This window comes from Leifsonia sp. RCC_180 (assembly GCF_058138205.1).
Genome location: NZ_CP200340.1, coordinates 903,986 through 916,710, shown reverse-complemented (window position 1 = coordinate 916,710; position 12,725 = coordinate 903,986). Strand labels below are relative to the sequence as shown.

11 protein-coding genes and 1 tRNA gene are annotated in these 12,725 nt (G+C 67.4%); 9 read left to right on the top strand and 3 right to left on the bottom strand.

Annotated elements, in window-relative coordinates:
* Positions 1-31: 31 nt before the first annotated feature.
* Complete coding sequence (locus AB7E03_RS04540; protein ID WP_489939703.1) at positions 32-355, bottom strand: thioredoxin family protein; 324 nt, start codon at positions 353-355, stop codon at positions 32-34.
* A gap of 84 nt (positions 356-439) precedes the next feature.
* Between AB7E03_RS04540 and AB7E03_RS04535 the strand changes: the two genes are divergently transcribed.
* On the top strand, positions 440-940 hold the full coding sequence (locus tag AB7E03_RS04535) for an FBP domain-containing protein (RefSeq protein ID WP_489939701.1): 501 nt from the start codon (positions 440-442) through the stop codon (positions 938-940).
* A 5-nt stretch (positions 941-945) separates the two neighbouring features.
* On the opposite strand, the gene AB7E03_RS04530 is transcribed toward AB7E03_RS04535, so the two are convergent.
* Positions 946-1,028 (bottom strand) — tRNA-Leu (locus AB7E03_RS04530).
* Positions 1,029-1,066: 38 nt separating this feature from the next.
* Here AB7E03_RS04530 and AB7E03_RS04525 point away from each other — a divergent pair.
* Positions 1,067-1,672 carry an ANTAR domain-containing response regulator gene (locus tag AB7E03_RS04525; protein WP_441782094.1) on the top strand — a complete coding sequence of 202 codons (606 nt, stop codon included), beginning with the start codon at positions 1,067-1,069 and terminating at the stop codon, positions 1,670-1,672.
* 89 nt (positions 1,673-1,761) lie between these two features.
* On the opposite strand, the gene AB7E03_RS04520 is transcribed toward AB7E03_RS04525, so the two are convergent.
* On the bottom strand, positions 1,762-2,166 hold the full coding sequence (locus AB7E03_RS04520; RefSeq protein ID WP_441782095.1) for a hotdog fold thioesterase: 405 nt from the start codon (positions 2,164-2,166) through the stop codon (positions 1,762-1,764).
* Between the two features lie 56 nt (positions 2,167-2,222).
* On the opposite strand from AB7E03_RS04520, the gene polA reads away from it, so the two are divergent.
* The 7 genes from polA to uvrB all read left to right on the top strand — a co-directional run bounded on the left by polA (position 2,223) and on the right by uvrB (position 12,676).
* Entirely contained in the window at positions 2,223-4,895 is a 2,673-nt protein-coding gene (polA, locus tag AB7E03_RS04515) for a DNA polymerase I (RefSeq protein ID WP_489939698.1), read from the top strand.
* 87 nt (positions 4,896-4,982) lie between these two features.
* Positions 4,983-6,656, top strand: coding sequence for a DUF885 domain-containing protein (locus AB7E03_RS04510; protein ID WP_489939696.1), 1,674 nt, complete (start codon positions 4,983-4,985; stop codon positions 6,654-6,656).
* A 20-nt stretch (positions 6,657-6,676) separates the two neighbouring features.
* Entirely contained in the window at positions 6,677-7,324 is a 648-nt protein-coding gene (locus tag AB7E03_RS04505) for a DUF4166 domain-containing protein (RefSeq protein WP_489939694.1), read from the top strand.
* Positions 7,321-8,304, top strand: a complete 984-nt coding sequence (locus AB7E03_RS04500) for an epimerase (RefSeq protein WP_489939692.1) — start codon at positions 7,321-7,323, stop codon at positions 8,302-8,304. The genes AB7E03_RS04505 and AB7E03_RS04500 overlap by 4 nt, the downstream gene beginning before the upstream one ends.
* Before the next feature lie 108 nt (positions 8,305-8,412).
* Complete coding sequence (gene rpsA, locus AB7E03_RS04495; RefSeq protein ID WP_441782100.1) at positions 8,413-9,855, top strand: 30S ribosomal protein S1; 1,443 nt, start codon at positions 8,413-8,415, stop codon at positions 9,853-9,855.
* A gap of 86 nt (positions 9,856-9,941) precedes the next feature.
* Positions 9,942-10,544 carry a dephospho-CoA kinase gene (gene coaE, locus AB7E03_RS04490; protein WP_489939690.1) on the top strand — a complete coding sequence of 201 codons (603 nt, stop codon included), beginning with the start codon at positions 9,942-9,944 and terminating at the stop codon, positions 10,542-10,544.
* A 65-nt stretch (positions 10,545-10,609) separates the two neighbouring features.
* Positions 10,610-12,676 carry an excinuclease ABC subunit UvrB gene (gene uvrB, locus AB7E03_RS04485; protein ID WP_441782102.1) on the top strand — a complete coding sequence of 689 codons (2,067 nt, stop codon included), beginning with the start codon at positions 10,610-10,612 and terminating at the stop codon, positions 12,674-12,676.
* The last annotated feature ends 49 nt before the right edge of the window (positions 12,677-12,725 follow it).

The following is a 12,725-nucleotide window of genomic DNA, read 5'->3' as shown; positions in this document are numbered from 1 at the left end:
CTGAATACAGGTCCCTGAATTCAGGAGCCGCTCATAGGAACGGCGCCAGCTCCAGCTCCATGGCGGGCTTCGGCTTCGCGCCGATGATCGTCTTCACCACTTCGCCGTCGCGGAACACCTTCATCACCGGCAGCGCGAGCGCCTTGTAGGCGACGGTGCTCTCCATGTTCTCGTCGGCGTTGATCTTGACGATACGGATGCGGTCGGCGTGCTCTTCCTGCAACTGCTGCAGGATGGGGCTGAGGGCCCGGCACGGACCGCACCATTCCGCCCAGAACTCGACGACGGTGGTGCCCGGGGCGGCGAGCACATCCTCCTGGAAGCTGGCGTCCGTGACGCTCTCGATCGTGGTCATGCGAGCACGCTAAGCCCTGACCACGGGGGCAGGGTCAAGCGGTGACACGCCGATCCTGTGCGAGCATGGGAGGAGGAGGTGCGCATGGAGATCCTGAGTCCGCAGCAGATCCGCGAGTCGTTCGTCAACTGCTCCCGCAGCGAAGCCGAAGAGCTTCCGCTTCCACCGGGACTGCACGAGGTGGATTGGTCCCGCCGCGAGTACCTCGGCTGGCGCGACCCGAAGCTGCCTCAGCGCGGCTACGTCGTCATCCCGACGGCGGATGGCCCCGTCGGCATCGTTCTGAGGGCCTCCGAAGCGTCGATGCGGTCGAACGTGCCGTCGATGTGCGGATGGTGCCAGGATGTGCACCTCACCAACGATGTCTGGTTCTGGTCGGCCCGACGGGCAGGTCAGGCTGGCCGCAATGGCGACACCGTCGGAACGCTGGTCTGCGGGGCCTTCGAGTGCAGCGCCAATGTGCGGCGCACCCCTCCGCCGTCGTACGTCGGATTCGACGTCGACCGGGTCGTGGAAGACCGGATCGCCGGTCTTGCCGAGCGCGCCAGGCGCTTCGCCGCGACGATCGTCGGCGCCCGGATCTGAGGTCGTGCCGCTGGTGGGATTCGAACCCACACGCCCTTTCGGACAAAGCATTTTGAGTGCTCCGCGTCTGCCATTCCGCCACAGCGGCGCACAACAACCCCTGAAGAATACCGTAGGCTTTTGACCGTGACTGACCAGGAGACCTCTTCCACCGCACCCCGCCGCGTCGTCGTGGCGGAGGACGAATCGCTCATCCGCCTCGACATCGTCGAGATCCTGCGCGACAACGGTTTCGAGGTCGTCGGCGAGGCCGGAGACGGCGAGACGGCTGTCGCGCTGGCCACCGAGCTGCGGCCCGACCTGGTGATCATGGACGTCAAGATGCCCCAGCTCGACGGCATCTCGGCGGCCGAGCGGCTGTCCAAGGACCACATCGCGCCCGTCGTGCTGCTGACCGCCTTCAGCCAGAAGGAGCTCGTCGAGCGTGCGACCGAGGCCGGCGCCCTGGCCTACGTCGTGAAGCCGTTCACGCCGAACGACCTGCTGCCCGCGATCGAGATCGCGCTGGCGCGCTACCAGCAGATCATCGCGCTGGAGGCCGAGGTCTCCGACATGGTGCAGCGCTTCGAGACCCGCAAGCTCGTCGACCGCGCGAAGGGCCTCCTCAACGAGAAGATGGGCCTGTCCGAGCCGGAGGCATTCCGCTGGATCCAGAAGGCGTCGATGGACCGCCGCCTCACCATGCACGACGTCGCCCAGGCGATCATCGACCAGCTCGCGCCGAAGAAGTAGCGCGTCCCCAGCGTCCCCAGCCAACAGCTCCTGAGTTTTTCGACCTCGCCGCGGCGATTCGGCTGAAGAACTCAGGAGCTGTTGGCGCGTTACAGGTCCTTGATCAGGTTCGTGATGCGGATCGTCGAGCAGCGGCGGCCCTGGTCGTCGGTCACGGCGATCTCGTGCGTGGTCAGCGTCCGTCCCAGGTGGATGGGCGTGCAGACCCCGGTCACGTAGCCGCTCGTCGCCGAGCGGGTGTGCGAGGCGTTGATCTCGATCCCGACCGCCAGGCGTCCCTCGCCGGCGTAGAGGTTTGCCGACATCGAGCCCAGGGACTCGCCCAGGACGACGTAGGCGCCGCCGTGGAGCAGGTCGGCGGGCTGGGTGTTCCCCTCCACCGGCATGCGTGCGACGGCCCGCTCCACGGTGAACTCGAGCATCTCGATGCCCATCTTCTCGGCCAGACGGCCGAGACCTCTCTCCTGCACGAACGCGAGCGCGTCTCCGGTCATCCTCGGCCTCTCTGAGCGTCGTCTGCGGTGTCACCGGCCCCTTGTAGGCTTGCCTGGTGTCAGACTCCGAAAAGCCTACCCTCCTCGTGATCGACGGCCATTCGCTCGCTTTCCGGGCCTTCTACGCACTTCCGGTGGACAGCTTCGTGAATCGCGAGGGTCAGCACACGAATGCGATCCACGGCTTCATCGCCATGTTCATCAACCTGCTCCAGCAGCAGAAGCCGACGCACTTGGCTGTCGCGTTCGACATCTCCCGCTACTCGTTCCGCACCCGCGAGTACCCGGAGTACAAGGGCACCCGCGGTGAGACGCCGTCGGAGTTCGCCGGCCAGGTGCCGCTGCTCGAGGAGGCGCTGCACGCGATGAACGTCACCACCATCGCCAAGGAGGACTACGAGGCCGATGACATCCTTGCCACCCTTGCCAAGCGCGGTGTGGACGAGGGCTACAAGGTGCTGCTGGTGTCGGGTGACCGCGACACCATCCAGCTCGTCAATGACGACGTCACGCTGCTCTACCCGAACGTCCGCGGCGTCTCCGAGCTCAAGGTGTACGACCCCGCGGCCGTGCGCGAGAAGTACGGAATTGATCCGCACCAGTACCCGGAGATCGCGGCCCTCGTCGGTGAGACCAGCGACAACCTGATCGGCATCGACAAGGTCGGCGAGAAGACCGCCGTGAAGTGGGTGCAGCAGTACGGCACGGTCGAGAACATCGTGGCGCACGCCGACGAGATCAAGGGAGTCGTCGGTCAGAACCTGCGCGACCAGAAGGAGAACGCCCTCCGCAACCGGCGGCTCAACCAGCTTCTGGACGACGTCGAGCTGCCGATCGCCCTCGACGACCTCGAACGCAAGCCGCTCAACGAGAATGCGGTGCGCGACATCTTCGCGCGGTTGCAGTTCAAGACCCTGCTCGACCGCCTGATGAAGACGGCGGCGGAAGAGGGGATGCTCGACGGCGTCCTGAGTGTCGCCGAGGTGGGCGACGCGGGAGCCGTCAGCGCCCCCGCCGTGCGCACGATGGTCGACGAAGAGCTCGCCTACTGGCTGTCGAAAGCGTCTGCCGACGGTGCGGCCGTCGCCGTCCAGCTGGAGGTCGGCCCGGCCGGGATCACCGGGTTCGGCCTGGCCACGGGCGATGACACCGTGTACGTGCCCTGGGTGGCGGGTCGCAAAGACTACGAGGCCCTGGAGGAGTGGCTCGCAAGCAGCGCGCCGAAGTACTTCTTCCACGCCAAGCCGCAGTTCAAATCCCTCAGCCGCGCCGGTTTCGTGGTCGACGGCCTCGCCTTCGACACGCGGATCGCCTCGTGGCTCGTCAAGCCCGGCGCCGCCCCGCAGTCGCTCGCGGAGCAGGTGTACGAGGTGCTGGGGGAGACTTTGCCGGTCTCCGACCCGAACCAGCTCGTCCCGATCAACGACGCCGTGAGCCCCGCGACCGAGGCCTGGTACATCCGCCGCGTCGCCGAGGGCCAGATGATCGCGCTCGACGAAGGCACACGCGCGGTGCTCGACGACATAGAGCTGCCGCTGGTGGCGGTGCTCGCCGAGATGGAGCTGAACGGCGTCTCGATGGATGCGGAGGTGCTGGCACGGCTCCGCGGACAGCTCACCGACAAGGCGAACGACTACGCGGCCCAGGCGTACGCGCAGATCGGTCACGAGATCAACCTCGGTTCACCGAAGCAGCTGCAGCAGGTGCTCTTCGAGGAGCTCGGGATGCCGAAGACCCGCGCCACGAAGACCGGGTACTCCACCGACGCCGGCTCGCTCGCCGACCTGCAGGAGAAGAACCCGCATCCGTTCCTCGGGCTGCTGCTGCAGCACCGCGACGCGACCAAGCTGAAGCAGATCATCGAGACGCTGGAGCGCTCGGTCGAGACGGATGGGCGCATCCACACGACCTATGACCAGACCGGTACGAGCACGGGCCGCATCTCCTCGAACGACCCGAACCTGCAGAACATCCCGATCCGCACCGAGGAGGGCCGCGAGATCCGCTCCGCGTTCCGGCACGGCGAGGGATTCGAGACGCTCCTCACAGCCGACTATTCGCAGATCGAGATGCGGATCATGGCTCACCTGTCCGAGGACCCTGGGCTGATCGAGGCGTTCAACGCGGGGGAGGACCTCCACCGGTTCGTCGGCTCCCGCGTGTTCGGCGTCGACCCCGCCGAGGTCACCTCCGCCATGCGCACCAAGGTCAAGGCGATGTCGTACGGGCTCGCCTACGGCCTGAGTGCGTTCGGACTGTCGAAGCAGCTGCGCATCGAAACGTCCGAGGCGCGGCAGCTGATGACCGACTACTTCGAGCGGTTCGGCGCGGTGCGCGACTACCTGCGGAACGTCGTCGAGCAGGCGCGCGTGGACGGCTTCACGGAGACCATCTTCGGCCGTCGGCGTCCGTTCGCCGACCTGACGTCGACCAACCGTGTCCTGCGCGAGAACGCGGAGCGGCAGGCGCTCAACGCGCCCATCCAGGGGTCGGCGGCCGACATCATGAAGGTCGCGATGCTCGGGATCGCCGGCGACATCATCGACCAGCGACTCGAGTCGCGGATGCTGCTCCAGGTGCACGACGAGCTCATCTTCGAGGTGGCGCCCGGCGAGTGGGATGCGCTGGAGTCCATCGTGCGTGCACGCATGGCGGGCGCTGCCGACCTCCGCGTGCCGCTCGATGTGCAGGTGGGCCGCGGCTCGAACTGGGACGCGGCCGCGCACTGACCTGCGCACAGCCGCGCTTCCGCCGAGGTTCTCCACAGCTGCATTTCGATCGTGTGCCGCCGACGCGTTGGTCGATAGGGTCGAAGCATGACCAACGATCAGAAGCGCGAACCCACTCCGGTCGACACGATCGCCGACGAGTGGGTCGACACCCAGCTGGAGCTGTACCCCGAGTACCACGTGTGGCTCGGCCGACCGGGGCGTGAGGGCGAATACGCCGACTACTCGCCGGCCGGTGCCGAGAACGCGACGGCCAAGGTGAAGGAGACGCTCAGTCGCATCGAAGCGGCCGAGCCGGTCGACGAGATCGATCGCATCACCAAAATGGACCTCGCTCGTGAGCTTCAGCTCCACATCGAGAAGCACGAGGCCGGGTTCGCGCAGCGAGACCTCAACGTGATCGCGTCGCCCCCGCAGGAGCTGCGCGACATCTTCGACCTGGTGCCGACGGACACCGAAGACGACTGGGCCAACGTCGCCAAGCGCCTTCACAACCTGCCCGCGGCGATGAACGGATACATCGAGACGCTACGCAGCGGGATCGCGGCCGGCAACGTCCCCGCGATCCGCCAGGTGCGGGAAGTGCTCGCCCAGGCGCGCAAGCAGGTCGCCGACACAGGCTTCTTCTTCGAGTTCACGCAGGAGGCGCGGCCGCTGAACGGCGAGCTGCCGGCGTCGCTGAAGAGCGACCTCGCGAACGGAGCGCAGGAGTCCGCCCAGGCGTACGCGACGTTGGCCGAGTTCTTCGAGAACGAACTGGCTCCGCAGGCGCCGGAGAAGGATGCGGTCGGCCGGGAGCTCTACGCCCTGGCGTCCCGCAGCTTCCTGGGCGCGACCGTCGACCTCGACGAGACGTACGAGTGGGGAATCGAAGAGCTCGCCCGCATGCGTGCGGAGCAGGAGTCCATCGCACGCGAGATCAAGCCGGGCGCGAGCGTTCTGGAGGCGATCGAGTTCCTCGACGGCGACCCCAGCCGCAAGCTGCACGGCACCGACGCCCTCCAGCGGTGGATGCAGGAGACCAGCGACCGCGCGATCGAAGAGCTCGGCAAGTCGCACTTCGACATCCCCGCCGAGATCCGTCGCCTCGAGTGCATGATCGCCCCGACGCAGGAGGGCGGCATCTACTACACCGGCCCGAGCGACGACTTCTCGCGCGCAGGCCGTATGTGGTGGAGCGTCCCCGAGGGCGTGACGGAGTTCGACACCTGGCGCGAGCTGACCACCGTCTACCACGAGGGCGTGCCCGGCCACCACCTGCAGATCGCCCAGGCCACCTACAACAAGGCTCAGCTCAACTCGTGGCGCCGGATCGCCGGCACCTCCGGTCACGCCGAAGGGTGGGCGCTGTACGCCGAACGCCTCATGGAGCAGCTCGGTTACCTCGACGATCCGGCCGACCGGCTCGGGATGCTCGACGGTCAGCGCATGCGCGCCGCGCGTGTGGTGCTCGACATCGGCGTGCACCTGGAGAAGCCGCTGCCGGACGGCTCGCGGCCGTGGACGGGGGAGGACGCCTTCCCATTCCTGCGCGAGAACGTCAACATGAACGACCAGTTCGTCCGCTTCGAGGTGAACCGCTACCTCGGCTGGCCGGGTCAGGCGCCGTCGTACAAGATCGGCCAGCGCATCTGGGAGCAGCTGCGCGACGAGTACGCCCGCCGGGAAGGTGCCGCCTTCGACATCAAGGCGTTCCACAAGAAGGCGCTCGACATCGGCGGCGTCGGCCTCGACACGCTCAAGGCGGCGCTGCTCGACTGAGCAACGCAGCGCATTCCTCGGTGACCTCCCCTTACCGCGCCGTGCTGGGCGCGGCGTTCGACGAGCTGCATCCGCGACTGCGGGCGTATTTCGACGCCATCCCGGCCGGCGCGGTGGGGCGCGGCGCAGGCGTGTTCGACACCGTCGGCACGCCGCGGCGGTGGCTCTGGCCCGTGCTTGCGGTGTTCGCACGCTCGCACGTGATGTTCCCGGTGTGGGAGCGGCAGGTTCCGTTCACCGTGGAGAACCGTCCCGGAAGCCGCCCGGACGGGTCGCCTGTGGTGCACGCGACGCGGGTGTTCGACCTCCGTGGCCGCACCGCGATGATGGTGGATGCGATCGGGGTGGACTCAGCCCGCATCGACGGTCCTCACCTGGTCGACCGCCTCGGCGGCCCGGTGAGGACGGAGGCCCGGTTCGCCGCGAGCGTGCTGGACGGTGGGCTGCGGCTCCGATCCACGGCCGTGTGGTGGGTCGTGACAGGCAAGCGGGTGCGCATCCCGCGTCCGCTCGCTCCCGTCGTCGTGCTGACGGAGGGCTGGGACGGGGAGTCCGGGCAGCAGCGGGTCTCCATCACGGTGACGGCGCCCATCGTCGGCCGTGTCTACCAGTACGCGGGCCGGTTCCGTTACGAGATCATCAACGAACACGAGGAGCAGTCGGAGTGAGCGAGCGCATCGTCATCGCGGGGGCGTCCGGTTTCGTCGGCCAGTACCTTGAGCAGCATTACCGCAGCGTCGGCGCGGAGGTCGTCGTCGTCGGCCGGCACGGGCCCGGCGCGCGCTGGGACGACGCCACCGGACTCCGAGAGGCCGTCACCGGCGCCGATGCCGTCATCAACCTCGCCGGCAAGAGCGTCAACTGCCGGTACGGCGACGCCAACCGGGCCGAGATCTTCCGATCGCGGCTCACGACGACCCGCGCGGTGCGCGAGGCGATCGCATCGAGCGACGCTCCGCCGCCCGTCTGGTTCAACGCATCCACGGCGACGATCTACCGTCACGCGGAAGACCGGCCCATGACCGAGTCCACCGGCGAGCTCGGCACCGGATTCTCGGTGGAGGTGGCCAAGACGTGGGAGCGCGAGCTGTTCGAGGGCGAGCTGCCGGACACCCGGCGCGTCGCTCTGCGCATGGCGATCGTCCTCGGCGACGGCAGCGCCCTCACCCCGCTGGTGAACCTCGTGCGATTCGGGCTCGGCGGCCCGCAGGTCGACGGACGCTGGTTCGCCACGGCGGCCCGCCGCAACGCCGGGACCTTCCACGAGTTCCGGGCGCGCGGCGGCACGCAGCGGTTCAGCTGGGTGCACATCGCCGACGTCCTCGGGTCGATCGAGTTCCTGCGGACGCGTCCAGACCTCGATGGTCCGGTGAACGTGGCGGCGCCGCATCCCACTGACAACCGCACACTCATGGCTGAGCTGCGGCGACTCCTGGGCCGCCCGGTCGGTCTCCCGGCCCACCGGTGGATGCTCGAGCTCGGCTCGATCGCCATCCGCACGGAGACAGAGCTGGTGCTGAAGAGCCGCTGGGTCGTCCCCGAGCAGCTGCTCGACGCGGGTTACGAATTCGCCTTCCCCGAGCTCGCGCCAGCCCTCCGCGACATCCTCGCCGACCGCGGCTTGCTGACCGCGTCCGCAGCCCGGTAGACTAGAACGTCACTTGTGTGACATCCCTATCCGCCTGCCGTTCGCGGAAAACTACATGATCATCATCGCGACCGGCCTGATTCCTGTCCATTACGGAGCACCCACTACATGACAACCGCAACGACCGACAAGGCACCCAAGCAGGTCGCCGTCAACGACATCGGATCTGCTGAGGACTTTCTTGCCGCGGTCGAAAAGACGCTGAAGTTCTTCAACGACGGAGACCTCATCGAAGGCACCGTCGTCAAGATCGACCGGGACGAGGTCCTCCTCGACGTCGGTTACAAGACGGAGGGCGTCATCCCCTCCCGCGAACTTTCCATCAAGCACGACGTCGACCCCAGCGAGGTCGTCGAGGTCGGCGACACCGTCGAGGCCCTCGTTCTCCAGAAGGAGGACAAGGAAGGCCGCCTGATCCTGTCCAAGAAGCGTGCGCAGTACGAGCGCGCGTGGGGCGACGTGGAGAAGATCAAGGAAGCCGACGGCGTGGTCACCGGTACGGTGATCGAGGTCGTCAAGGGCGGCCTGATCGTCGACATCGGCCTCCGCGGCTTCCTGCCGGCTTCGCTCATCGAGCTGCGCCGCGTCCGCGACCTCACCCCGTACCTGGGTCAGGAGATCGAGGCCAAGATCCTCGAGCTCGACAAGAACCGCAACAACGTGGTGCTCTCGCGCCGCGCGCTGCTGGAGCAGACCCAGTCGGAGTCCCGCACCACGTTCCTCAACAACCTGCACAAGGGCCAGGTCCGCAAGGGCGTCGTCTCGTCGATCGTCAACTTCGGTGCGTTCGTCGACCTCGGCGGCGTCGACGGTCTCGTCCACGTGTCGGAGCTCTCCTGGAAGCACATCGAGCACGCCTCCGAGGTCGTCGAGGTGGGCCAGGAGGTCACCGTCGAGATCCTCGAGGTCGACCTCGACCGCGAGCGCGTCTCGCTGTCGCTCAAGGCGACGCAGGAGGACCCGTGGCAGGTCTTCGCCCGCACCCACGCGATCGGTCAGGTCGCACCGGGCAAGGTCACGAAGCTGGTTCCGTTCGGTGCGTTCGTCCGCGTCGCGGACGGCATCGAGGGTCTCGTCCACATCTCCGAGCTGTCCGGCAAGCACGTCGAGCTGGCCGAGCAGGTCGTCTCGGTGGGCGACGAGGTGTTCGTCAAGGTCATCGACATCGACCTCGAGCGTCGCCGCATCTCCCTCTCGCTGAAGCAGGCGAACGAGGGCGTCGACCCCGAGGGCACCGAGTTCGACCCGGCGCTCTACGGCATGGTCACCGAGTACGACGACCAGGGCAACTACAAGTACCCTGAGGGCTTCGACCCGGAGACCAACGAGTGGAAGGAAGGCTTCGAGACGCAGCGCGACGAGTGGGAGCAGCAGTACGCTGCCGCCCAGGCGCGCTGGGAGGCGCACAAGCGCCAGGTCGCGAAGGGCCTCGAGGAGGCTGCTGCCGACAGCGGTACCTCGACCTACACCTCCGACTCGGCTGGTGGCGGAACGCTCGCCGACGACGAGTCGCTCGCGGCTCTGCGCGAGAAGCTCAGCTCCAACTCCTGAGCATCCTCTCTCTGAGACGGCCGGTCCTTCGGGGCCGGCCGTTTCGGCGTTTCCGGGCGGAATCGCGTCGTGGCTAGGCTGGTGGGGTGCAGCTGATCGGACTCACGGGCGGGATCGCCTCCGGTAAATCGACCATCGCCTCCCGGCTCGCCTCGCACGGCGCCGTCGTCGTGGATGCCGACCGCATCGCCCGCGAGGTCGTGGAGCCGGGCACACCGGCGCTCGCCCAGATCGCCGAACGGTTCGGCGACGGGGTGATCGCGGCCGACGGCAGCCTCGACCGCCCGGCACTCGGGGCGATCGTCTTCGGCGACGCGGAGGCGCTGAAGGCACTGAACGGGATCACGCATCCGGCCGTCCTCGCCGCGTCGACCGCACGGTTCCGCGCCGCTGCCGAGGCCGACCCCGGGGCGATCGTCGTCTACGACGTGCCGCTGCTGGTCGAATCGGCCAACGAGTATCCGTTCGACCGCGTGGTCGTCGCCCACGCCGACGAGCGGACGCGCATCGACCGGCTGGTACGCCTCCGCGGGATGGACCCGGCCGAGGCCGAGCGCCGCATCCGCTCGCAGGCGACCGACGAGGAGCGGCTCGCGGTGGCCGACGTCGTGATCGACACCGGCGGCACTCTGGAGCAGACGGATGCGCAGGTCGACGCCCTCTGGGACGAGCTGCGCGCCGGGGCCTGACGCCGAGCGTTCCGCTGTGAGCGAGAGCCGGATCGAGTGTCGGTGGTCGTTCCTAGACTAGAAGCATGCTTCCCACGCGCGCCGTCCGTCCCTTCGAGGTCGTCAGCGAATACAGCCCCAGCGGTGACCAGCCGCAGGCGATCGCAGAACTCGCGGGCCGCATCAACGCAGGCGAGACGGATGTGGTCCTCCTGGGCGCGACCGGTACCGGCAAGTCGGCGACCACGGCATGGCTCATCGAGCAAGTGCAGCGGCCCACGCTGGTGCTGGCGCACAACAAGACCCTCGCGGCTCAGCTCGCCAACGAGTTCCGTGAGCTGTTGCCCAACAACGCGGTCGAGTACTTCGTCTCGTACTACGACTACTACCAGCCCGAGGCGTACGTCCCGCAGACCGACACCTTCATCGAGAAGGACTCGTCGATCAACTCCGAGGTCGAGAGGCTGCGCCACTCGACCACGAACTCCCTGCTGAGCCGTCGTGACGTCGTCGTGGTGTCCACCGTGTCCTGCATCTACGGTCTCGGTGCGGCGGAGGAGTACCTCGAGGCGATGGTCGCGCTGCAGGTGGGCCAGAACGTGGGGCGCGATGCGCTCATCCGTCGTTTCGTCGGCATGCAGTACGAGCGCAATGACGTCGACTTCTCGCGCGGCAAGTTCCGCGTGCGGGGCGACACGATCGAGATCATCCCGATGTACGAGGAGCACGCGGTCCGGATCGAGTTGTTCGGCGACGAGATCGAGGCGCTGTACTCGCTGCACCCGTTGACGGGCGACGTGCTGCAGACGATGGATGCGGTGTCGGTGTTCCCTGCGACCCACTACGCCGCGAGCCCGGCGACGATGCAGCGTGCGATCGTCACCATCCAGGAGGAGCTGCACGAGCGACTGCAGGAGCTGGAGCGCGAAGGCAAGCTGCTCGAAGCACAGCGCCTCCGCATGCGCACCCAGTTCGACCTGGAGATGATGGAGCAGATCGGCTTCTGCTCCGGTATCGAGAACTACTCGCGGCACATCGACGGCCGCCAGCCGGGCGAGGCGCCGAACTGCCTGCTCGATTACTTCCCGGACGACTTCCTGGTGGTCATCGACGAGTCGCACGTCACTGTGCCGCAGATCGGGGCGATGTACGAGGGCGACGCGTCGCGTAAGCGCACTCTGGTGGAGCACGGATTCCGTCTGCCGAGCGCGCTCGACAACCGGCCGCTGAAGTGGAACGAGTTCAAGGATCGCGTCGGCCAGACGGTGTACCTGTCCGCGACCCCCGGCAAATACGAGCTCGGGATCGCCGACGGTGTGGTCGAGCAGATCATCCGCCCGACCGGCCTCATCGATCCCGAGATCGTCGTCAAGCCGACAAAGGGCCAGATCGACGACCTGCTCGAAGAGATCCGGGTCCGCGTCGAGCGCGACGAGCGCATCCTGGTCACCACCCTGACCAAGAAGATGGCCGAGGAGCTCACCGACTTCCTCGCGGAGGCGGGGGTGAAGGTCCGGTACCTGCACTCGGATGTCGACACGCTCCGCCGCGTCGAACTGCTCACCGAACTGCGCGCGGGCGTCTACGACGTCCTGGTCGGCATCAACCTGCTGCGAGAAGGACTCGACCTTCCGGAGGTGTCGCTGGTCGCGATCCTCGACGCCGATAAGGAGGGCTTCCTGCGGTCGTCGACGTCGCTCATCCAGACCATCGGACGAGCGGCTCGTAACGTCTCGGGTGCCGTGCACATGTACGCCGACGTGCTCACCGACTCGATGAAGAACGCGATCGAAGAGACGGATCGCCGGCGCGAGAAGCAGGTCGAGTACAACCGTGTGAACGGCATCGATCCGCAGCCGCTCCGGAAGCGGATCGCCGACATCACCGATGTGCTGGCGCGTGAAGAGGCCGACACCGCGCGGATTCTTGCCGGTCGTGACCAGAGGCGCAAGAGCCCGACACCGAACCTGCGCAATGGCGGCATCGCCGCGCAGGGGGCCGCTGAGCTCGAGGGACTCATCGCCGATCTCAACCAGCAGATGCTGGCCGCGGCCGGTGAGCTGAAGTTCGAGCTGGCGGCTCGGCTGCGCGACGAGCTCTCCGACCTGAAGCGCGACCTGCGTCAGATGGAGAAGGCCGGGCACCTGGGCTGACACGACCGGGTTCTCCGTGCCGGACAGAGGCCCGAGTCGGACTACGGTG